Annotated in this window: 19 protein-coding genes, 1 pseudogene and 2 riboswitches; of the genes and pseudogenes, 12 read left to right on the forward strand and 8 right to left on the reverse strand. The window is 69.3% G+C overall.

Features of this window, described 5'->3' with window-relative positions; translation table 11 throughout:
• Positions 1-3 precede the first annotated feature (3 nt).
• Entirely contained in the window at positions 4-471 is a 468-nt protein-coding gene (locus tag OXN85_14130; GenBank protein ID MCY3601101.1) for a hypothetical protein, read from the reverse strand.
• A complete protein-coding gene (locus OXN85_14135; GenBank protein ID MCY3601102.1) occupies positions 468-2,417 on the reverse strand; it encodes a CocE/NonD family hydrolase in 1,950 nt (649 codons plus the stop codon). The genes OXN85_14130 and OXN85_14135 overlap by 4 nt, the downstream gene beginning before the upstream one ends.
• A gap of 160 nt (positions 2,418-2,577) precedes the next feature.
• Here OXN85_14135 and OXN85_14140 point away from each other — a divergent pair, with 160 nt between their 5' ends.
• From OXN85_14140 to OXN85_14165, 6 genes and pseudogenes are all read left to right on the forward strand, one after another.
• Positions 2,578-3,864: a serpin family protein gene (locus tag OXN85_14140; GenBank protein MCY3601103.1), complete on the forward strand. Its 1,287-nt coding sequence runs from the start codon at positions 2,578-2,580 to the stop codon at positions 3,862-3,864.
• A gap of 84 nt (positions 3,865-3,948) precedes the next feature.
• Positions 3,949-4,305: an MGMT family protein gene (locus OXN85_14145; GenBank protein ID MCY3601104.1), complete on the forward strand. Its 357-nt coding sequence runs from the start codon at positions 3,949-3,951 to the stop codon at positions 4,303-4,305.
• 86 nt (positions 4,306-4,391) lie between these two features.
• Entirely contained in the window at positions 4,392-5,990 is a 1,599-nt protein-coding gene (locus OXN85_14150) for a carboxylesterase family protein (GenBank protein MCY3601105.1), read from the forward strand.
• 41 nt (positions 5,991-6,031) lie between these two features.
• Positions 6,032-6,286, forward strand: coding sequence for a hypothetical protein (locus tag OXN85_14155; protein MCY3601106.1), 255 nt, complete (start codon positions 6,032-6,034; stop codon positions 6,284-6,286).
• 15 nt (positions 6,287-6,301) lie between these two features.
• Positions 6,302-6,682, forward strand: a pseudogene (locus OXN85_14160) (redoxin domain-containing protein).
• A gap of 52 nt (positions 6,683-6,734) precedes the next feature.
• Entirely contained in the window at positions 6,735-8,408 is a 1,674-nt protein-coding gene (locus OXN85_14165; protein ID MCY3601107.1) for a CocE/NonD family hydrolase, read from the forward strand.
• A gap of 9 nt (positions 8,409-8,417) precedes the next feature.
• On the opposite strand, the gene OXN85_14170 is transcribed toward OXN85_14165, so the two are convergent.
• Positions 8,418-9,467 carry an alpha/beta fold hydrolase gene (locus OXN85_14170; GenBank protein MCY3601108.1) on the reverse strand — a complete coding sequence of 350 codons (1,050 nt, stop codon included), beginning with the start codon at positions 9,465-9,467 and terminating at the stop codon, positions 8,418-8,420.
• Positions 9,468-9,545: 78 nt separating this feature from the next.
• A riboswitch (SAM riboswitch) is annotated at positions 9,546-9,671 on the reverse strand.
• Between the two features lie 155 nt (positions 9,672-9,826).
• Positions 9,827-9,944: riboswitch (SAM riboswitch) on the forward strand.
• 97 nt (positions 9,945-10,041) lie between these two features.
• Here OXN85_14170 and OXN85_14175 point away from each other — a divergent pair.
• From OXN85_14175 to OXN85_14185, 3 genes are read left to right on the forward strand one after another with little or no spacing between them, the layout of a single operon-like run.
• A complete protein-coding gene (locus OXN85_14175) occupies positions 10,042-10,821 on the forward strand; it encodes a hypothetical protein (protein MCY3601109.1) in 780 nt (259 codons plus the stop codon).
• Complete coding sequence (asd, locus tag OXN85_14180; protein MCY3601110.1) at positions 10,812-11,888, forward strand: aspartate-semialdehyde dehydrogenase; 1,077 nt, start codon at positions 10,812-10,814, stop codon at positions 11,886-11,888. The genes OXN85_14175 and asd overlap by 10 nt, the downstream gene beginning before the upstream one ends.
• On the forward strand, positions 11,885-13,180 hold the full coding sequence (locus tag OXN85_14185) for an O-acetylhomoserine aminocarboxypropyltransferase/cysteine synthase (GenBank protein MCY3601111.1): 1,296 nt from the start codon (positions 11,885-11,887) through the stop codon (positions 13,178-13,180). The genes asd and OXN85_14185 overlap by 4 nt, the downstream gene beginning before the upstream one ends.
• 60 nt (positions 13,181-13,240) lie before the next feature.
• Here OXN85_14185 and OXN85_14190 read toward each other — a convergent pair whose 3' ends face one another.
• Positions 13,241-14,428, reverse strand: coding sequence for a hypothetical protein (locus tag OXN85_14190; GenBank protein ID MCY3601112.1), 1,188 nt, complete (start codon positions 14,426-14,428; stop codon positions 13,241-13,243).
• 197 nt (positions 14,429-14,625) lie between these two features.
• On the opposite strand from OXN85_14190, the gene OXN85_14195 reads away from it, so the two are divergent.
• The 3 genes from OXN85_14195 (at position 14,626) to OXN85_14205 (ending at position 18,455) form a co-directional block, all read left to right on the forward strand.
• Positions 14,626-16,311 (forward strand): hypothetical protein, encoded by a 1,686-nt coding sequence (locus tag OXN85_14195; GenBank protein ID MCY3601113.1) that lies wholly within the window; start codon positions 14,626-14,628, stop codon positions 16,309-16,311.
• A 132-nt stretch (positions 16,312-16,443) separates the two neighbouring features.
• Positions 16,444-16,737 (forward strand): DUF4212 domain-containing protein, encoded by a 294-nt coding sequence (locus OXN85_14200; GenBank protein ID MCY3601114.1) that lies wholly within the window; start codon positions 16,444-16,446, stop codon positions 16,735-16,737.
• A complete protein-coding gene (locus OXN85_14205) occupies positions 16,734-18,455 on the forward strand; it encodes a cation acetate symporter (GenBank protein ID MCY3601115.1) in 1,722 nt (573 codons plus the stop codon). The genes OXN85_14200 and OXN85_14205 overlap by 4 nt, the downstream gene beginning before the upstream one ends.
• 42 nt (positions 18,456-18,497) lie before the next feature.
• Here OXN85_14205 and OXN85_14210 read toward each other — a convergent pair whose 3' ends face one another.
• The 4 genes from OXN85_14210 to OXN85_14225 form a co-directional block, all read right to left on the reverse strand.
• On the reverse strand, positions 18,498-19,277 hold the full coding sequence (locus OXN85_14210) for a hypothetical protein (protein ID MCY3601116.1): 780 nt from the start codon (positions 19,275-19,277) through the stop codon (positions 18,498-18,500).
• Between the two features lie 35 nt (positions 19,278-19,312).
• Positions 19,313-19,597, reverse strand: coding sequence for a helix-turn-helix domain-containing protein (locus tag OXN85_14215; protein MCY3601117.1), 285 nt, complete (start codon positions 19,595-19,597; stop codon positions 19,313-19,315).
• A complete protein-coding gene (locus OXN85_14220; GenBank protein ID MCY3601118.1) occupies positions 19,594-19,932 on the reverse strand; it encodes a type II toxin-antitoxin system RelE/ParE family toxin in 339 nt (112 codons plus the stop codon). The genes OXN85_14215 and OXN85_14220 overlap by 4 nt, the downstream gene beginning before the upstream one ends.
• A 158-nt stretch (positions 19,933-20,090) precedes the next feature.
• A partial coding sequence (locus OXN85_14225) for a tyrosine-type recombinase/integrase (protein MCY3601119.1) occupies positions 20,091-21,206 on the reverse strand: 1,116 nt, incomplete at its 5' end.

Below are 21,206 nucleotides of genomic sequence, written 5' to 3' on the forward strand. Positions count from 1 at the left end.
GGATCAGCGGCGACGGGGCCGCAGGGCACCGCCGAGGAGGACGCCGGCGGGGCCGATGACGAGCATCGCGATGGGGTACCATGCGGGGCCGTACGGGTCGCCGGAGGCCGAGAGGCCGGCGAGGGAGGCGAGGCTGAAGAAGACGAGAATCGCCGCCAGGACGCCGGCGTGGAGCCGGGGGGCGCCGGGAGCGGCCAGGGCGGCGAGGAAGCCCGCCAGAACGGTGACGGCGAGGCGCACGCCGAGGCTTGTGAAGATGAACGCGGCACCCGGAGCCATCTCCGGTTCGACGCCGAAAAGCGACAGGAGCAGCCGGCCGGTGAGAACCGAGCCCAGCGTCAGCACGACGAACCCCAGGATGACGGCGGCGACGCTGCGCAGGATCGAGGCATCGTTCATGCGGGACCAGGTCTCGACCGCTTCGTCGAGGTCGGGACGGGCGCCCTTTGGCGACGATCCGGACTCGGTCATCCGCCTCCCTCCATCACCGGCAGGACGATGTGCGATGCCTGGTCTCCGGCGTGGTAAATCATGTTCTCCGCGACCTCCCATTCCGTCTCGTCATAATTGTTGCCGCCCGTGTTCAGGTTGCGGTCGAAGCGGGGGAAGTTGGAACTCGAGACCTCGATCCGCACGCGGTGCCCGGGCGCGAACTGGTGCGCCACGGAATGGAGGTCCACCCGGACCGGATAGACCTGTCCCTCCTCCATCATCATCGGTTCCTCGTACCCGTCGCGGTAGCGCGCCCTCATGATGCCCTCGACGATGTTGATGGCGCGTCCGTCGGGATGGACGTCGAGGAGCTTCACGGTGAAGTCGGTGTCCGGGGCGCTCGAGCTCACGTAGAGCCGGGCCTCGAGCGGGCCCGCGATCTCGAGGCCGCCGTCGCCGACCGGATCGCCGGTGTACACGAGGACATCCTCGCGTTCCTCGATGTCCGACTGGTCGAACGCGCCCGGTTGGTCGTCCGGGTTCCCGGTGCAGCAGACGGACCCGCCGCGGGAGGGGACGGGATCCGCCGGATCGTAGACGAACCGGTCCGGAGGCTCCTCGCCGGGGGCCTCGGCGGAGAGGACGCCGTCGCCGAGTCTCGTGTTCGCGCTTCCTCCGCTGCGGAGATAGAGGCGCGTCATCTCGGCCCCGGGGGGCGGCCACGTGTCGGCGGACGCCCATTCGTTCCGGCCCATCACGTAGTAGTGGACCCGGGGGATGTCGGTGATCCCGTTGTCCACGCCCTTCAGCCAGTGGTCGAACCAGGCGAGATAGAGGGCGCGGTACGGCAGGCGGGCGTCGCCGAAGTCGACCTCCCCGACCACCGTGTGTTCCGTAGCCCTCTCGGACATGCAGTGGCTGGTGGGAGAGAGGATGGCGTACTGGTGGGCGCCGCCCCGGTCGCTCACCGCGTTGTCCTGCATCATCCGCCACTGCTGGAGCGTCTCGTTGGCACCCAGGTCGTACCACGAGTTCACGTGGAGCGCCGGCGTGTCGAACCGGTCGGCGTCGCTCAGGTATCCGAGTTCGTCCCACCATGCGTCGGCGAGCGGCGTGCCCATGACCTCTTCCCAGTCCGTGTCCCGGTCGGGCGGACCGTATCTCCGCATGAGGTCGATGGTGGGAAGTTCGCGGAGCGCGGCGAACATCTCTACCGGGGGCGGCGGCTCCCCGCCCGGCTGCTTCCGGCCGTTGCCGCGGAACCAGCCGAAACTCGCGGAGAGCCCGAAGGCGCCCCCCTCGAAGATGCCGAAGTAGCCGTACCGGCCGCCCGCCGACCCGATCGACCCGCCGGCCGCGAGGGGGATGGCCGCGGCGTGCGCGGGGTGGCGCTGCGTCATGAGTTGCGTCTGGTTTTCCCCCAGGTAGGAGCAGCCGAAGGTCCCGACCTTCCCGGTCGACCAAGGCTGTGTCGACGCCCACTCGACGGCGTCATAGCCGTCCTCCCGGTCCGCCGCAGACAGGAGATAACGCCCTTCCGACGCGTACTTGCCGCGCACGTCCTGGACGACGACGGCGTATCCGTGGCCCGCGAAGAACCGTGCCGGAGAGATCGCGCCGGCCCGGTAGGATGCCTTGTCGTACGGCAGCCGGATCATGACGACGGGAAGGCGGTCCCCCCGGTCCGACGGCTCGGCCGGAAGGTAGAGGTCGGTCGCGAGGCGAACCCCGTCCCGCATCGGGACCATGAGATCCGTCGCGACCCGCACCTCGTGCTCCGGCTCTGCGACCTCGTATGGATTGGACGGGTCCGGCGCGAATCGATGGAGGGCGGCGCCGGCGCCCGCCGCGCTCCGGCCGTCGGCGACCGCGCCCGGGAGCGCGTCTCCGTCTCCGGAACAGGCGGCGAAACCGGCCGCCAGCGCGACCATGATGGACGCAGCCGGTCGGACATGCCGAATCCGATGATGTCCCGTTTCGTTCATAGCTGTTCGCAACGCCTCCCATTCGACTTCCAACGGATTCAACGGCTCGTTATCCGCGGACGCAAGCGCGCGGTTCGTCACATCCGCGCGCGTCGGATCGTCTTATCTCCAGACCCTGGCGCTCTGCCGGGCTACCGTTCATGGAACGTCGGGAGCGACAATGACCGAGGCGAGAACGTTCGCATCCGGGGGTCCGCGCGCCCGATCCGGCGCGCGCCGCCTCCGGCTCATCGGCCTGCGGACCGTTCTCCTGCTCGCCGCCGCGGGGTGCGGCGAATCGCCCACGGGCCCGCCGGGGGGCGTGGACGAGATCACCCGGCTTCCGCGTGCCTTGAGCGCCGCGGAAGTCGAGGTCATCAGGGCGGGCAACCGGTTCGCCTTCCGCCTCCTCGCGCAGGCCAACCACCCCGGCGACAATCTGTTCCTGTCGCCTTTCTCGGCTTCCATGGCGCTTGGGATGACCATGAACGGGGCTGCGGGGGAGACCTGGAGCCAGATGCGTGACGTGCTGGGATTCGGGGCCCTCGCCGAGGACGAGGTCAACGCCGCCTACGCGTCGCTGATGGAGCTCCTCATCGGCCTCGACCCGGCCGTCGAGACGGCCGTCGGAAACTCGGTGTGGACTCGGCAGGGCTTCCCGGTGCATGCGAACTTCCTGACCGCCGTGCGCCGGAGCTTCGAAGCCGAGGTGGCGGAACTCGACTTCGCGAATCCTTCGGCGTCCGTCCGGATCAACGACTGGGTCAAGGCCGCGACGAACGGCCGCATCGAAAACATCGTTCCCGCGGCAATCCCCGCCAACGTCGTCATGTATCTGATCAACGCGATCTATTTCAAGGCTCCGTGGACGTTCCAGTTCGATCCGTCCCACACGCGAACCGAGCCTTTCCACCTCGACGACGGATCCACGCGGACCGTACCACTCATGACCCTGCGGAGGGACCTGCCCTATCAGGAGAACGACCGATTCCAGGCCGTGGACCTGCCGTACGGGGGCAGCGCGTTCTCGATGACGGTCCTCCTTCCAACGCCGGGCGTGAGCGTGGACGAACTCGCTGCGTCTCTCGACGCGGCGCGATGGGAGGATATCGCCGACAGCTTCCGCGAGACCGATGTTACGCTCTTCCTCCCGCGCTTTCGGATGGCCTACGAACGTACGTTGAACGACGATCTGAGCGCGCTCGGCATGGTCGACGCGTTCGATCACCGGGCGGATCTCACAAGACTCTCGCCGGCCGGAGGCCTTTGGATCTCCAGCGTGAAGCAGAAGTCCTGGGTCGAGGTCAACGAAGAGGGTACCGAGGCAGCCGCCGCCACCGTGGTCACGGTGGTTGAGAGCGCCGGTCAGGTGGTTCGGGCCGACCGTCCGTTCCTGTTCTTCATCCGGGAGCGCCTCTCGGGCACGATCCTCTTCGCCGGGAAGGTCGCGAGCCCACCCGCGGGCTGACCGCGGCCGGCGGAATCCGGCGCGGGAGATCCGGCACGGACTGCCGGATTTGTCCAGCGGCCCCTGCGCCCCAAGATTCGCGCCATGGCTTCGGACCTCCACGAGCGGATCTGCAACGTCGTCGCCCGGATTCCGGCCGGTCGCGTCGCCACCTACGGGCAGGTCGCGCAGCTCGCCGGGCTCGGCGGACAGGCCCGGCTCGTAGGCTATGCGCTCTACGCTTCCGACCGGCCGCTCCCGTGGCACCGGGTGATCAACGCGCGTGGCGAGATCAGCCCCCGTGGCGACTCGTACTCCGAGATGATCCAGTACCAGTTGCTGGCCAACGAAGGGGTGGAATTCGACAAGTGGGGACGCATCTCGCTCAAGCGCTTCCGCTGGAACGGGGAGATGCCCCCCGCGACCGGCGAGCCTCCTCCTGTCGCTGGCGGGTCTCAGTAAGCCGCCACACCTTGCAGTCCGAAGCTGCGGCACCGTCGCGGGCGCCCATGGCGGGACCGCTGCCGCACCCAGATCCGGAGCAGCGCATGCGTCGTGACTTCCGCACCTATCCGGCCCGCACATTCGCCGGCGTCCTGCTCGCCACGCTGGCCGGCGGCGGCTTCGCGGCGGCGCTGCACGCGCAGGACACCCGCGTCGAGACCGCCAGCGGGCACGTCGAGGGCGCCCTCGTCGACGGGATCCTCTCCTTCAAGGGGATCCCGTTCGCGGCTCCGCCCGTGGGGGACCGGCGCTGGAAGCCGCCGCAGCCGGTCGATGCTTGGGGGCAGCGGACGCTGCGGGCGCAGAGCTTCGGCCCGGAGTGCATGCAGACCCCCTACGGCGCGGGTTCGTTCTTCGGAGGTCCCCCCGCCCCTACGGCGGAGGACTGCCTGTACCTCAACGTCTGGACCGGGGCCGCCGACGCCTCGGAGCGGCGGCCGGTCATGGTGTGGATCCACGGCGGCGCGCTCACGCGGGGGTCCGGCTCCACCGGCATCTACGACGGGACGGTGCTGGCGGAAAAGGGCGCGGTCGTGGTCACGATCAACTACCGGCTCGGACCGTTCGGCTACCTCGCGCACCCGCTCCTCACGGCCGAGTCCGAGCACGGATCGTCCGGCAACTACGGGGTTCTCGACCAGGTCGCCGCGCTCGAGTGGGTTCGCGACAACATCGCGGCGTTCGGCGGGGACCCGGAGCGCGTGACGATCTTCGGCGAGTCGGCCGGCTCGTGGAGCGTGAACACGCTGATGGCGACGCCGCTGGCGGCGGGACTCTTCCACCGCGCCATCGGACAGAGCGGGGGGCGGTTTGGCCCCATGATGCGCCTTTCGGACGCACCGGCCGGCGGACGCTCCGCCGAAGAGATCGGAACGGCGTTCCTCGGCGCGCTCGGGGCGGAGACCCTGGAGGACATGCGCAAGCTCTCCGCCGCAAGCGTGATGGCGGGGCTCGAGACGCCGGCCGGACGCGGTTTCAGGACGGCGGAGAACGTGGACGGCTGGGTGTTGCCGACGGACGTGACGACGGCGTTCGCCGAGGGAACGCACAACAACGTCCCGGTGCTCGTCGGATTCAACGCGGATGAGATGACCTCTCTCTCATCCCCGAGATCCGTGCCGGAGACGCTCGGCGCGTGGCGCGAATGGGTGGCCGGCCGCGTCGGCGACGATGCGGAGAGCTTCGACGCCGCCTACCCCGTGGAGGAGGAGGGTGAGATCTTTGACGCCTTCATGCGAAGCCGCGGCGACGCCCTGTTCGGCATCCAGATGCGGACGTGGGCGCGGGCGTCGGAAGCCGCCGGCGCGGGTGCCTGGCTCTATTACTTCACGCACGAACCGCCCGGACCCGCGAAGGACTATCTCAAATCGTACCACGCGGCCGAGATCGTATACGCCTTCGGCAACGTCGGTCCCGGCGAGCGGGAAGCCTTGGACCGCCAGTTGGCGCAGACGATGTCCTCCTACTGGGTCAACTTCGCCGCGAACGGCGACCCGAACGGCGCCGGGCTGCCTCCGTGGCCGGCCTACACGCGCGACTCCGAGGCCCATCTCGTGCTGGGGCCGACGGTCGAAGCCGGAAGCGAACTCCGCACGGTCCAGCTCGATTTCTGGGGGCGGCGCCTCCGCGCCGGGACACCCTGATGGCGCCGCCGAGCCAAGGGACCACGGAGGGGAGTGCCGCGGTGGCCGGGCCGCTCTGCCGGCGACTCGCCGAGATCCGCGCGCAGAAGGAGGCCGCCCGACCGGCAGCCGCCACGGCGGTCATGCACGCCGGCACGGAGGCGCTGCGAAGTTCCGGCATCCTCGACCGAATCCCCGGCGTGGGCGACCGGGCGCCGCTCTTCGCGCGGCCGAGCGTGGACGGCCCCACGGTCCGGCTCACAACGCTCCTCAAGCGGGGCCCCGTGGTGCTCAGCTTCTTCCGGGGCCGTTGGTGACCGTACTGCCGCGAAGAGCAGGCTGCTCTTCAGTCGGTTCTTCCAGAGATCGAAGCGAGGGGTGCGCGCCTCGTCACGCTCTCTCCCCAGCTCCCGGAGTTTGCCCGCGGCTGGATCGAGGAGGACGGCATCGAGTTCGATGTGCTGCTGGACCTCGGGTTGGGCGTGGCTCGCGACTACGGTCTGACGTTCACCGTCGACGGCGACCTGCGGACCCTGTACCGCGACGGACTCGGCATCGATCTCGCCCGCTTCAACGGCGACGAGTCGTGGGAACTCCCGCTCACGTCCACCTTCGTCATTGACCGCTCGGGGGCCATCGTCTACGCCTCCGCCGACCCCGACTACACGGCCCGCGCCGAACCGGCTGACGTCGTCGCCGCCATCCCGACCTAGAGTGCACGAGCCCCCGCCGGAGGTGCGGCTTCTTCATGGGATCCGGGGGCGGATGCGGGACGGAGTCCGGCTCTCGGCGGATGTCTATCTGCCGGCTTCCGGAGGCCCCTTCCCCGCCATCCTGACCCGGACGCCGTACGAGAGCGGCCGGGACGTGTTCGTCGAGAACGGCGTCTGGTGGGCGGAGCGCGGGTACGCGTTCGTCGTTCAGGACTGTCGCGGACGGTTCGAGTCCGAGGGCGTATTCCACGCATATCTCCCCGAGATCGAGGATGGGTGCGACACCCTGGAGTGGCTGGCGGGGCAGGCGTGGTGCGACGGGAAGATCGGGATGTGGGGGCGCAGCTACGGGGCCCTCACGCAGTGGCTCAGCGCGCCGCTCGGAAGCCCGCACCTCACCTGCATGGCCCCGCACGTAATCTGCGACGACCACTTCGGCGACTGTCACTACCTCGGTGGCGCCTTCCAGTTGCTCCTCTCGCTCAGCGCGGCCGTGATCTGGGAGACGAACCTCGCGATCGTGACCGGCCCACAGGCCGCGCGCCTGTTCCAGAACCCGAAGTTCTGGGCCCATCTGCCGATCATCGAGATGGACGAGCGCGCGATCGGGCGGAAGATCCCGTACTGGCGCGAGTGGCTGGAGCACCCGACGCGGGACGAGTACTGGCGGCGCCTCAGGGTCACGGATCGCTACCACCGCGTCACGGCGCCGGCGTTTCAGCAGGGCGGGTGGTACGACGCGTATGCGGGGTCGGCGCTCCGCATCCACGAGGGGATGACGGCGGGAGCCGCGACGCCCCCGGCCCGCGCGCAGAACCGGACGCTCATCGGTCCGTGGTCGCACGAAATCCCGGAGACCGCGACGGTCGGCGACCTCGACTTCGGACCCGATGCCTGGGTGGATGTGCGGGAGGAGGAGCGGCGCTGGTTCGACTGGCAGCTTCGCGGCGTGGACGACGGGATCGGCGAGGATCCGCCGCTGCGCTGGTTCACGACGGGCGCCAACCGCTGGCGTGACGGCGCGGAGTGGCCGCCGCCGGGGACGGAGGAAGTGCCCTGGTACCTGCACAGCCACGGGCGCGCGAACCGGAGCGATGAGGCCTGGCTCGATCCGGAGCCGCCGGGGCACGAGCCCCCGGACCGCTTCGAGTACGATCCGGGCGACCCGGCGCCCTCGCTCGGGGGCAGCCTCTCTTCCCGGCTGATCACGACCCACGCCGAGACGCCGATGCGGGGCGGCCCCGTCGAGCAGGCGCCGCTCGAGCGACGGCCCGACGTGCTCGTCTACACGTCGGCGACGCTGGAGCGCGATCTAGAGGTCACGGGGCCGGTCGAGGTGGTGCTCTACGCCGAGTCGTCGGCGCGCGACACGGACTTCGTGGCGCGGGTGACGGACGTCGATCCGGCGGGAGGCTCGTTCGTCCTCACGGAGGGGATCCTGCGCGCGCGGTATCGTGGCGGCTTGGACCGGACGGAGCTTCTGGAGCCGAACGAAGCCACCGAGTTGCGGATCCGGCTCTATCCGATGAGCCACGTGTTCCGCGCCGGCCACCGGCTCCGGCTTCAAATCACGAGCAGTTGCTTCCCCCGCTTTTCCCGCAACCTGAACACGGGGGACGACGTGGGGACCGGCACGCGCATGCGGACGGCGCGAAACACGATCCTGCACTCGGCGGCCTGTCCCTCGCACCTTCGGCTCCCGATCCGAGCCCCCTCATCCGGCTGAAGCGGCGAGTCAACCGGCTGCGCCCACCAGGTTCCGTGGTTCCCTCGCGAGGACACTCTCCCTCAGGGCCGCCTCGTAGTCGGGCGCGTGGAGCAGAAAGGCGTCGTGACCCGCGTCCGAGTTCAGGATCCGCAAGTGCGAAGGCGCACCGATGCGGCTTGCGGTCTCCCGGAGCAGCCAGGGCGGGACCAGCGAGTCCTCCTCCCACCCGATGAGCCAGGCGGGGACGCCGAGTTCCTCCGGACGCAGGTCGGCCAGGTCGACCGACGCGGACAGCGTCAGATAGGTCTCCGCCTCGAACCGTTCGGCAAACTCCCGGCCCTGTTTCTCCAGGTAGCGGCCGACGGCGTAGACCGGGGCGCCATCCTCCCACTCCCAGCCGTGCGGGAAGCGGGCGTCGAGCCCGACCGCCGACTTGTAGGTCGTGAACGCCAGTGCCCTGGCGAGAGCCACGCCTTCGCTCCCCCGGCCGTGACGGAGCGCGAACTCGACGATCCAGCGCTGCACCGCGTGGATTCCGATGGCCTGCGGATGTCCGCGGTGCGCCGCGCCGATCAGAACGACGCCGTCGAGATGCGCGCGATGGCGGATCCCCATCGCCAGCGCGACCATCCCGCCGTACGAGGCGCCCAGCATGCGGTGGGCCCGTTCGACGCCGAGGTGGCGCAGCGCCACCGCTACGGCGTCCGCCTGGTCTCCGGGCGTGAGATGAAGCCGGTCCGGTAGCAACCCCCCGGAAGGATCGGCTGACTCGGTCGGCGCGAACGTCCCCGGAGTTCCGAGGAAGTCGATCGCGAGCAGCCGCCAGCGGTTCGTGTCGATCGCCAGGCCCGGGCCCACCAACTGCCTCCACCATCCGGGCGCGGGGTCCAGGGCGTTGGCGCAGACGTGGCGGTCGGCGGAGATACCCCCCATCGCGACGAGCAGCGGGGCGCCCTCGCGCCCGGCGAGTTCGTAGCGCACCCGGAAGCGGGCGTCGATCCCGGCCGCCAGTTCCGGGCTCCACTCCACCGGCATCGCGACGGTGCCCCTTCGACCTTCCGGCAGTACGGCGTTCAATCGGTTTCTCCGTCCTGGCTCGCATCTGTGGTTCGCGACGCCAACTCCGGAGCAGCCGACCGACCCGTGCGGGTCCGACGCTCATCTCTCGGACCCCGTGGCAGGGTCCGCAGGAGTTGGCACCGCTGGGCAGGCGCGTGACCGCGCCGCACCCCGGTTGCCCCGGCTTCGAAGGGCCCGTCCCTCAGCCGGTCTCGATGAGTAGCGGCCGACCCTAATGGGTCCGGCAACGGGGGTCAAGAAACGCGCGCGGCGCCTCCCGCCCGGCTGCGCTCGCGAAACTTCCCGGCCACGGTCGCGAAAACTGCCCGGCCAAACTTGACGCGCCGCCCACGACCCTGTAGCCTCCGCGCCCACAACGCTCATCGAGACCGGTCGAGGGACAGGCCCGAAGACACCGGGGCAACCTGTGGAAGGTGGCTCTTCCACTGATGTGCCAACTCCTGCGACGGATGTGATCCGTTGGTAAGATGAGTCGCCCGCCGTGCTTCGTCGTACGGCAGCTTTAGTTCCCAGGGCGTCGCTTCTCCGGAGTCCGCTGAGCGTGAGTCGAGACTCGGGGGGAGGCGTTTCATTGCGCGACGTTCGCCGCGTTCACGTACTCAAGTTCGGTTCATCCGTGCTGGCGCGTCCGGCCGCATACCGGTTGGCGGTCGAGGAGATCCGGACCGAAGTCGCCGGGGGCGCGAAGGTCGTTGCCGTCGTGTCGGCCATGGGGGACACCACCGACGATCTTCTCGCCGCGGCGCGGGAAGTTGCGCCCTCGCTCCCGGACGATCTCATCGGGTCGCTCCTCGCGACCGGGGAGGAAGCGTCCGTCGCTCTGCTGCACCTCGCCCTGGTGACGGCGCGCGTGCGTGCGGTGGGAATGTCGTTCTCGCGCTTGCCGATCCGCACGCGCGGCCCGCTGCGGGCGGCCGAACCGGTGGAGGTGGACGCTCACGCGATCGAGACGGCCCTGGCCACGCATGACGCGCTCGTCCTTCCGGGATTCGTGGGCGTCGACTCCACGGGCATCACATCGCTACTCGGACGAGGAGGCTCGGACCTTACCGCGCTCTTCCTCGCACACGCGGTCGGCGCGGCGGAGGTCCGTCTCGTGAAGGATGTGGACGGGATCTTCCCGGCCGACCCCAAGCGGTTCCCGCACGTCAGGCCGATCCGCCGGACATCGTGGAGCGAGGCCCGGCGGACGGGCGGCGGAGTCGTGCAGGAGCGGGCGCTGAGCTTCGCGGAGCGTCACCGAGTCGCTTTCAGGGTGGCGGCCCCCGGCGGGACAGGCACCTGGGTCGGCACGAACGACCCGCCGCCCGACGCCGGCCGCAGCCGGGAGGAGCGCGCCCGATGCGCGTAACCCATCCGTCGAATGAACGCGTGCCCGTGGCGGTCCTGGGCGCGACCGGGATCGTCGGCCAGCGGCTCGTGCGGATGCTGGACGGACACCCCTCCCTCCGGCTCGCCTCCGTCGCGGCGTCCGGGAGGCGCGCGGGCGAGAGGTACGGCGACGCGGTCCGCTGGAGCCTGGGCGGAGATCCTCCCGCCGAGGCCGCCGACCTGCCGCTCCGCGTCGCCACGGAACCGCCGGAGTGCCGGGTCGTGCTCTCCGCGCTTCCGTCGGGCGTGGCGCGCGAACTCGAGCCGGCGCTCGCCGAAGCCGGGCACGTCGTGAGCACGAACGCCTCGGCGCACCGGCTGAGAGCGGACGTGCCGCTACTGGTGCCGGAGGTCAACCCGCACGCGCTGGCCCTCGCCGCCAAACAGCCCTGGTCGGAAAATGGAGGCCGGCTCGTCGCCAACCCGAACTGCGTGGTCGCGGGGCTGGCGCTGGCCCTGGCGCCCCTGCAGGACGCCTTCGGAATCGAGGCCGCCACGGTCGTCACCCTGCAGGCCGTGACGGGCGCCGGCCTCGAAGGCGTCGGGTCCGTTCAGATCGAGGGGAACGCGATCCCCTGGATCCCCGGCGAAGAGGAGAAGCTCGAGCCGGAACTGAACAAGATCCTGGGGACGGAGATCGCCGTGGCGGCGAGCGTCAATCGAGTTCCGGTGCTCGACGGCCACACGGCGAACGTTTTCCTGAAGTTCGCCTCCCCAGCCAGTCCCCGGGATGCGGCCCGGGCGCTGGCGGAGTTCCGGGCCCCGCCATCGCTGCCGCGCCTCCCTTCGCTCCCGGACCGGCCGCTCGTCGTGCGCGCCGAGCCGGACCGTCCGCAGCCGCGCCTGGACATCGGCGCTGCGGGAGGGATGGCGGCGAGCGTCGGCAGGATCCGCGCCGCGCCGCCCCACGACCTGGCGATGACCGTGGTCGCCCACAACGGCGTACGGGGAGCGGCCGGCGCCTGCTTGGCCAACGCGGAATTCTCCGCGTGGACATTCACCGCCCGGGAGACCGGGCCTGATCGGAAAGAAGACGGAGACCGATGAGAGACGAAACTGTAGCGATCCACCTCGGATACGAGTCCGAGCCCACCACGCACGCGGTCGCGGTACCGCTGTACCAGACCGTGGCGTACGAGTTCGACGACGCGCAACACGGCGCGGACCTCTTCAACCTCGAGGTCGAGGGCAACATCTACTCTCGCATCATGAACCCCACGCAGGCCGTGCTGGAGGAGCGTATTGCCCAGCTTGAGCACGGCCTGGCGGCGCTTGCGCTGTCCTCGGGCAGCGCGGCCGTCAACTATTCGGTCCTCAATCTCGCCGCAGCCGGGGACAACATCGTCTCGGTGCCCCAGTTGTACGGCGGCACCTACACGCTCTTCGCCCACATGCTGCCGCAGCAGGGGATCGAAGTCCGCTTCGCCGAAGGCGACGCCCCGGACGATCTGGCCAGGCTGATCGATGACCGTACGAAGGCGGTGTTCGTCGAGAGCATCGGGAACCCGGCGGGCAACATCGTGGACCTCGCAGCGGTGGCCGACGTGGCGCACGCCCACGGCGTCGCCACCATCGTGGACAACACCGTCGCCACGCCCGCGCTCCTCAAGCCGATCGATCACGGGTTCGACATCGTGGTGCACTCGCTGACGAAGTACATCGGCGGCCACGGCAACTCGCTCGGCGGCGCGATCGTCGATTCCGGGAAATTCCCGTGGACGGAGCACGCGAGCCGCTATCCGCAGTTCACGACGCCGGAGCCCAGCTACCACGGGGTCGTTTACACGGAGGCGCTGGGGCCGGCCGCCTACATCGGGCGGGCGCGCACGGTGCCGCTGCGCAACACGGGGTCGGCGATCTCCCCCTTCAACGCCTTCCAGATCATCCAGGGGATCCAGACGCTGAACCTCCGCATCGAGCGCCACTCCGAGAACGCGCTGGCCGTGGCGAAGCACCTGGAGGACCACCCGGCGGTGGAGTGGGTGAGCTACGCCGGACTGCCGGGCGATCCGTACCACGAGCTGGCCCTCAAGTACCTGGGCGGCCGGGCGTCGGGGATCCTGACGTTCGGGGTGAAGGGCGGCTTCGAGGCGGGCGTGAAGTTCTACGACGCGCTCGAGCTGTTCAAGCGGCTCGTGAACATCGGGGATGCCAAGTCGCTGGCGTGCCACCCGGCGTCCACGACGCACCGGCAGCTCACCGAGGAAGAGCAGCTCAGCGTCGGCGTGCGTCCAGAGACGATCCGGCTCTCGGTGGGCATCGAACACATCGATGACATCATCGAGGACCTCGACCGCGCGCTGGACGTGGCGTCGTCGGCCCGACCGGCCGCCGCATAGCAGTCCGCCCGCTACCGGCCCTCCGCGGATCCCCGTGTCCGCGGAGGGCTGGCCGGCGGGTCAATCCCGGGGCAGGTCGTAGCGCTCCAGATAAGCCCGGTCCAGCGCGTCGAACGCGGCGATGTACACGGACTCGGAGCCGAAGCCGACCACGATACGGTGCCCATCCATTGTCAGCACTCTTACCCGCCGCCCCTGGCGATCAAAAAGATCGTAAACGCTGCCGCCATCGGCGCGGGTGTGGCGGCGTACCCACGCGCGCCCCAGCGGGTCGACGCGGACCGTTCCCGCGACGGGGGCGGGCTTCACGTCGGGCCAGGTGTAGTCGTCGGGACCGAGCCCTGCCGAGCGGCCGGAACTGCCGCGATAGAACCGCGTCTCCGTCGCGCCGTCCGCGGAAGTCATGATCTCCATACCAATGCCGGCGTGCCGGCGCCGGTCGTCCAGGTACGCGAGCTTCTCGGCGGCGGTGATCGGGACGAGGTCATAGGCGATGCCGGCACCGCGCTTGACCGCGCCGCCGGGGTCAAGCCAGTCCACGCCGTAGTCCTCCGACCGAGCCACGACCACCGCGCCATCGCCGGCCACGCCCCAGGCATCGCCGGGGGGGAGCGGAATCAGGGAAGCCCGCATGCGGCCAGCCGATTCTTCGATCGTGACCTCGCGGAGCTTGTAGCCCCCTACCGTGTCGATCGACGCGGCGACCGGGTCGATCCGGACGATGGCGCCGCTGTCGGGCGGCGGATAGCCACCGGAAACCGGCGCGTAGACGCTCCCTCGGGCATCGACCCCCTGCGGGACCGCCACCACCATCGCTCCGTCGCCCGCGAGCATGGCGACCGGGTACGTCGTGCCGAATTCCAGATCGGGCCCCAGCCGAACGAGGCGGGCCCTCCCCAGGTCCACCAGCAGGGTGGAGTCGCCCGGCAGCGGCCATACGGCGTCGGGCTGAAGATACTCTCCGGGACCTTCGCCCACGCCCCCCACGATGGTGCGCACGCCCACGTCCATTGCCGCCCGGTAGAGCGCCCCGCCAACGGGGTCGGGCACCAGCACGGCACCGTCCGGAAGCTCACGTACCGCGTGGATGTACCCGAAATCTTCGGGGAAAACGGCCTCGGGGGGACCGAGCGGTTCCGGCGCGGACGACGAGGACTCCTCTTCACGCGCCCCGCCACAGGCGAGCACGCCGAGGGAACAGGCGAGCAAGGCGGACGACAGGGCGGACCTCCGCGATGTGGTTTGCATAGCTTGTTCTGCGTCATCCCTCATGAAACGAACGGCACGTTTCACATATCGACGCCGGGACTCGCGCCTTCGTTGCCCGGCGCCACGCGCCGTCGCATGGCGAGGCTGCCGCCGTTGACGGTCGGGCGGGGCGCCAGCTACGGTTGCGGACGCCTCGCCCGACTGTCGCAACCTCATGACAGGAGCGTCTTCAGGCCTTGAGCGCCCTGGACTGGCTGATCGTCCTCGGACTAAACGGGGCGATCATCGCCTACGGGCTGCGCCGCGCGCGCGGCACCTCGACGAGCGGCGAGTGGTTCCTGGGTTCGCGGGCGCTGCCGTGGTGGGCGGTCGGCCTGTCCCTCTTCGCGACCAACATGGACAACTCGGAGTTCGTGTCGGCCACGGGGACGATCGCGAGCGAGGGCCTGCACTTCCTCTCCGCGCACACGTTCGGCGGTCTCATCGGCGTGACGATCGCCACGTTTGTCATCGTGCCCGCCATCTACCGGGCCGGACTGTACACCAACTCCGAGTACCTCGAGCACCGCTTCGGGCCGGGGACGCGCATCCTCGGCGCGCTGATCCAGATCCAGTACCGGACCTCCGTGCTCGGACTCATGATCTGGTCGGTCCATCTCACGCTGGTCGGGGTCGGCGGACTGAGACCGGGACTGTCCTGGGCGCTCATCGTGTCGCTCGTCCTCCTGTCGGGAGTCTACACGGCCGTGGGCGGGTTGCGGGCCGTCGTCGCGACGGACGTGCTTCAGAGCGTGCTAGTGATGGCGGGAGGTCTCGCGGTGTGCGTCGCCGTCTGGCAGGCCGTAGGCGGATGGGATGCGATGGTCGCGCAACTGGAGGGCCTGGGGACGAGGGCCGAGGGACTCGCGCCGGGGCTCGCCGCCGCGGACCTGGTCCACGTGGGCGCCTTCCGGGGACGGGACGGCACCACATCCCCGGCCGTCATCTTCATCGCATGGATCCTCATCTCCTCCGGCTGGTGGACGGTGAGCCACACCTCGACGCAGCGGATGATGGGCGCCCGCTCGCTGTGGGACATGAAGATGGCCGGCGTCCTGGGGGTCGGAGTGAGCCTCGTCATCCTGCTCTTCACGGACATGCTCGGGCTGTTCGGGCGGGCGCAGTTCCCGGATTTTGCCCGGCCCGACGAAATGTACCCCCACCTGATCTCCACCTATCTCGGGATCGGCGCCAAGGGGCTCGTCGTGGCCGGCGTGGTGAGCGCCGCGGTGAGCACCTTCGATTCGATGGGTTCGTCGATGTCGGCGGTCTTCACGCGCGATGTCTACGCGCGCTTCATCTCGCGGGACCGCGACGACGCCCACTACCTCCGCGTGGGACGCATCGCGACGGTCGCGATCCTGGTGCTGGGCTTCGCCTACCTGCCGCTGATCCTGCGCGCGCCGACGATGCTCGCCGCCTTCCGCTCGGTCACGTCGGTGTTCGTCACGCCGCTCCTCATCGTCTACCTCGTGGGAGCCGTGACGCACACGAACCGGCGGGTGGGAATCGCCGGTCTCGCCAGCGGAGGGCTGTACGGCGTCATCGGTTTCGTGGACCGCGAGGTGATCGACGTCTCGTGGCTGCCCTCCTGGCTGACCGGACAGTGGGAGGCGTTCGTGTGGGCGGTCGCGTTCACGGCCGCCGGCTGCGCCTTCGCGGCGCTCCACCCGCGCTGGCGCGGGACGGGCGACGTCGTGGCGGGCGCTGACGCGACGTCGCCCCCGGGCGTCGACGACTGGCTGGCGAAGAGTTCCGGCGAACTCGGCCCGATCCGCCTCCACCCGTTCAGGGAACGCGTGCCGTTGCTGGCCAGCCCGGCGCTCTACACGGGAGTTCTCGCCGCGATTTCGGCGTGGCTCGTCTTCGGCGTGTTCTGGTAACCGCGGTCGCTGCGCGAGGCGTGACACTGGCGCGCCGCGCAGCCGGGTCGCAGCCTTGGGCGACGCCGAAGTGAAGTCGGAGGCAGCCTTTGGCAAATCCGGCACCATTCGGACTCGCACGCTGGGAGACCCATGAATCGATCCGCAGCAGGCCGCGATCACCTGGCGTACTGGCGCCGCAACCTCCGTTACGTGGGGATTCTCCTCGCGATCTGGGCTCTGGTGTCCTACGGCGCCGGGATCGTGTTCGCCGACGCGCTCGACACGATCCGGATCCCGGGGACCGGCTTCCCGCTCGGATTCTGGTTCGCGCAGCAGGGCGCGATCTACGTCTTCGTCGTCCTCATCTTCGTCTACGTCTTCCTCATGAACCGGCTCGACCGGGAGTTCGACGTCGACGAGCGTGACGAGGAGGGCGCGGCATGACCGTACTCCAGTGGACGGCGACGCTCGTCGGGCTTTCGTTCGCGCTCTACATCGGGATCGCGATCTGGTCGCGGGCCCATTCCACGAGCGAGTTCTACGTGGCGGGCAAGGGGGTCCATCCCCTCGCCAACGGGATGGCGACGGCTGCGGACTGGATGTCGGCCGCCTCCTTCATCTCGATGGCCGGGATCATCTCCTTCCTGGGATACGACGGTTCGGTCTACCTCATGGGTTGGACGGGGGGCTACGTGCTCCTGGCGCTGCTCCTCGCCCCGTACCTGCGGAAGTTCGGCGCCTTCACGGTCCCCGACTTCGTGGGCGAGCGCTACTACTCGCAGACGGCGCGGGTCGTGGCCGTGATCTGCGCGATCTTCGTCTCCTTCACCTACGTCGCGGGCCAGATGCGCGGGGTTGGGATCGTGTTCAGCCGCTTCCTGGAGATCGACATCGTCTGGGGCGTCGTCATCGGGATGGGGATCGTCTTCTTCTACGCGGTGCTCGGCGGGATGAAGGGGATCACCTACACGCAGGTGGCGCAGTACTGCGTGCTGATCTTCGCGTACATGGTGCCGGCGATCTTCCTCTCGATGCTGGTCACGGGCATCCCGATTCCGCAGATCGGACTCGGCGCGGCGGATCAGGAGACGGGGACGTTCCTGCTCGACCGCCTGAACGGACTGCACCAAGAACTGGGCTTCACCGCGTACACGGACGGGACGAAATCGACGCTCGACGTGTTCGCGATCACGGCCGCGCTCATGGTGGGGACGGCCGGGCTTCCGCATGTGATCATCCGCTTCTACACGGTGCCGAGGGTGCGGGACGCGCGGATCAGCGTGGGCTGGGCGCTCGTGTTCATCGCGCTCCTGTACACGGCGGCGCCGGCGGTGGCGGTGTTCGCGAGGACGAACCTGCTCAATACGGTGACGGACCAGCCGTACGCGGAGATGCCGGAGTGGTTCACGAAGTGGGAGGCGACGGGGCTGATCTCCTACGAGGACCATAACGGGGACGGACTCATTCAGTACGTGGGGCCGGAGGCCGTGGACGCGGCGGGCGCACCCGTGCAGACCGAACTCACGATCGACCGCGACATCATGGTGCTCGCCAACCCGGAAATCGCGCGGCTGCCGAACTGGGTGGTGGGACTCGTGGCGGCGGGCGGGCTTGCTGCGGCGCTCTCGACGGCCGCCGGACTCCTGCTCGTCCTCTCGGCGGCAATCAGCCACGACCTGCTCAAGCGCAACTGGCGACCGGACATCAGCGAACGGGGCGAACTCATCGCGGCGCGATTCAGCGCCGGGGCTGCCGTCATCGTGGCGGGGTATCTGGGGATCAATCCGCCGGGCTTCGTGGCGGAGGTCGTCGCGTTCGCGTTCGGGCTCGCGGCGTCGTCCTTCTTCCCGGTCATCATCCTCGGCATCTTCTCGAAGCGGCTCAACCGGGAGGGTGCGATCGCGGGCATGCTGTGCGGGATCACGCTCACGGCGGCCTACATCGTCTACTTCAAGTTCGTGAACCCTGCCGCGAACATCGCCGAGAACTGGTGGTTCGGGATCTCTCCGGAGGGGATCGGGGCGCTGGGAATGGCGGTGAACTTCGCGGTGGCGACGGTCGTGTCCCGCTTCACGCCGGCGCCCCCGGCCGAGGCGCAGCGGCTGGTCGAGCGGATCCGCCTGCCGCGGGGCGCGGGCGAGGCGCACGAGCTCAGCGGCTGACGTGTCGGCGGGTCGGGCGGGAGCCTCGGGGCCGCACGGCGATCAGCGGCCGAGATGGCGCACGAGGACGAGACGGAGGAGCGCGAGCCGCTGATCGAAGCCGTAGCGGCAGGGGCTCGGGAGCCCGGCCGGTCCGCAGACCCCCGCGTTGACGTCGAGCCGGTTATCCGCCTGGTGGACGGTTTCGCCGAAATCGTTGTAGAGGCCTTCGAGTCGGAGGGTCCAGGCACTCGCCACCGGCATTTCGATGCCGACCCCGGCGACCCATCCGACCCGCGTCGGCCGCTCGTCGAAGGAATCGTCGGGGTCCAACTGCAGGCGACCGTCCGTTCCCGGATCGAGGTCGGTGAACGAGTTGGAGATTCCGGCAACCGACGCGCCGCCGGCGACGAAGGCGCTGACGCGCCCGAGGGACCTCCGAAGGCCGATGCGCGCCGTCCCGACCCAATGCAGCTCCGCGGTCGCCGTCTCGTCCATGCCGGCCGGATCCAGTTGTCCGGGGGACGCCGACAGACCGCTGAACGCCCCGTCCGCCTCGAACAGGAGCTGCACGACCCCCAGGCGGAAGGATCGCCCCACCATCACACCGGTCGCGAGTCCGGTGTCGCCGTACTCGAACGCCTGGCCGGGGACGCCGTTCGACCCCGTGAAGCCGTCGATGTCGGTCATGCGGACGTCCAGTGAGCCCGGCCCCGCAAATACGCCGATGTAGCTTCCCGCCTGGCCGGAACCGACCGTGCCGTCCTGCGCCTGCGCGGTGCCCACGACCGCTAGCAGACTCACGAGCGCCGCGGCGGAACAGCTGGGGCCGTAGGTACTCACGCTTCTCCAGGGCGGGCTGACGGACGCTCCACCTCTTATGGCGACTGCACCAGCGCAGGCCTCACGGCGTTGGGATCGTGCTTGATGATGCGCAGAAGCGCCGCAGCCGGGCCGCTGACGCGTCGTCTCCCCTGCTCCCACTTCCGATAGCCGGAGAGGCTCATTCCCATCAGGGCCGCCATTTGAGCCTGTGTCAGCTTCGCCTCCATACGAACTTCGCGCGGGGAGATCGGGGCGTGAACGATGGCGGGGCCCTCCCCCTTCGCATGGTCCAGGGCCTCGTTCAAGGACTGGACCAGGTCTTCTCCAAACGTGCTCATTTCCCCTGCTTTCCTTGAAGCTTGATGGCGGCGACGAGTGCAGCCACCGCTCGGCGCTCGCTGCGGGTCAGGTCGGTCTTGTCGGACTTCGAGTAGGCTAGAAGCGCGTAGATCGGCACTCCCTCACCCCCGAAAAAATAGATCACGCGAACACCACTCCGCTTGCCGCGCCCCGAGGCTCCGAATCGCGTCTTTCGGACCCCGCCCGTGCCGCGAATCTCATCGCCCGCCAAGGGATGTTCGGCCAGGTAGTCAATCAGTTCGCGTTTCTCGTCCTCGTTGAACAGCTTGTCTGCCTGACGGGAGAAGGTTGGTGTCTCAGCGACGGTGTGCATGGCGCATGGTAACCCAATGGGGTACTCACGGCAATCCCGAAAACCCTGCCCAGATGCCGGCCCGGCAGTCGGTCGTGGATTCGCATCTGCTCATGGAGGTTGAACTTACGGGATTGGCCGGTCGGATTCCAGCCGTTTGACTCCCGCCGATTGCGGGTCTAGTCGCGGAGTCTTCTACGGGCTTCCAGAGCCGTCCGAAGCTGTCCTTCATCTGCGCGCTGATAGCACTGAAGAACCGTCTTCGCCGTCTTCCAGCCGCCCAGCTCGCAGAGCACCTTCAGCGGCTGGTCCATCAGGTCGCTGGCGAACTTCCGCCTCAGCGAGTGCCAGCCCCTGCCGGGCTTCGGCTCCAGACCCGCGAGCTTCTCGGCCCTGTCCCACCAACCCTGCGCCAACGCGGCTCCCATGCAGACCGAGGGATTCCTGGGCGCGGGCAGCACCGGGACATCCCCGGCCAAGGGAATCGGGCTCCGCGCCTCCCTGAGCGCGTCGAGCGCCTCGGCGGTGACGGGCGTGATGTGCTCATAGCCCGATTTGTCGTGCCCGGCCCGCCAGAGGATCGTCCGACCCTCGAAGTCGATGTCAGGCCACCGAAGCTGGCGTATTGCACCGATGCGGTGCCCGGTTTCGTGTGCGAGCACGAGCGCGATTCGAAACCGCCAGTCCACCCGGCGCGACACCTCCAGCAGCGCCCGGTACTCCTCCTCGGCGAGTACCACCCGTGTCGGGTTCTTCTCGGCGGGCTTTCTGAGACCCTTGAGCGGATTCCGGTCGAGCAACAACCGGCCCTGCTCGTCTCTCGACCTCTCCGCCCAATTCAGCACCGCGATCAGGAACTTCAGGTCGTATTCGACCGTTCGGTCCGACACGGGCCTGCCGCTCGGTCCGATCCTGCCCGCTCGCCGTTCCCGGATGAACCGGTCCCAGTCCCGTTGCGACAGGGTGGCCGGGTCGCGGCTCCGTCCGAAGAACCGGAGGAACATCCGCATGGCGGCCCGGTCGTGCCCCCGCGTGTGCGCGCCCTTGGTGGGCGTCACCTCCTCACCGTAGATGTCAAAGAGCCTTCCCAGCGTGAGCGGCTCGGGCTTGGCTTCCGCCCCGCCCACGATCTCCGGGCCGGCGAACCCGGCGGCGAATTCGTCCGCCTGCCTCTTCGCGCGCCGCCAGTCGCGGTGCCCGAGCGACCGGGTGAGCCTGCGCCCGTTCTCGCGCCACTCCAACTGATACAGGCCGGTCTTGGCGTCCGGGAACACCCGGACCCGGTTCCGGCCCCA

This window comes from Candidatus Palauibacter australiensis (assembly GCA_026705295.1).
GTDB lineage: Bacteria > Gemmatimonadota > Gemmatimonadetes > Palauibacterales > Palauibacteraceae > Palauibacter > Palauibacter australiensis.

Coding starts and splice junctions, on each gene's coding strand:
- OXN85_14205 (MCY3601115.1), top strand. CDS start 16,734: ATGACCGTACTCCAGTGGACGGCGACGCTCGTCGGGCTTTCGTTCGCG.
- OXN85_14190 (MCY3601112.1), bottom strand. CDS start 14,428: ATGCAAACCACATCGCGGAGGTCCGCCCTGTCGTCCGCCTTGCTCGCC.
- OXN85_14140 (MCY3601103.1), top strand. CDS start 2,578: ATGACCGAGGCGAGAACGTTCGCATCCGGGGGTCCGCGCGCCCGATCC.
- OXN85_14215 (MCY3601117.1), bottom strand. CDS start 19,597: ATGAGCACGTTTGGAGAAGACCTGGTCCAGTCCTTGAACGAGGCCCTG.
- OXN85_14135 (MCY3601102.1), bottom strand. CDS start 2,417: ATGAACGAAACGGGACATCATCGGATTCGGCATGTCCGACCGGCTGCG.
- OXN85_14200 (MCY3601114.1), top strand. CDS start 16,444: ATGAATCGATCCGCAGCAGGCCGCGATCACCTGGCGTACTGGCGCCGC.
- OXN85_14130 (MCY3601101.1), bottom strand. CDS start 471: ATGACCGAGTCCGGATCGTCGCCAAAGGGCGCCCGTCCCGACCTCGAC.
- OXN85_14185 (MCY3601111.1), top strand. CDS start 11,885: ATGAGAGACGAAACTGTAGCGATCCACCTCGGATACGAGTCCGAGCCC.
- OXN85_14150 (MCY3601105.1), top strand. CDS start 4,392: ATGCGTCGTGACTTCCGCACCTATCCGGCCCGCACATTCGCCGGCGTC.
- OXN85_14220 (MCY3601118.1), bottom strand. CDS start 19,932: ATGCACACCGTCGCTGAGACACCAACCTTCTCCCGTCAGGCAGACAAG.
- OXN85_14165 (MCY3601107.1), top strand. CDS start 6,735: ATGCGGGACGGAGTCCGGCTCTCGGCGGATGTCTATCTGCCGGCTTCC.
- OXN85_14145 (MCY3601104.1), top strand. CDS start 3,949: ATGGCTTCGGACCTCCACGAGCGGATCTGCAACGTCGTCGCCCGGATT.
- asd (MCY3601110.1), top strand. CDS start 10,812: ATGCGCGTAACCCATCCGTCGAATGAACGCGTGCCCGTGGCGGTCCTG.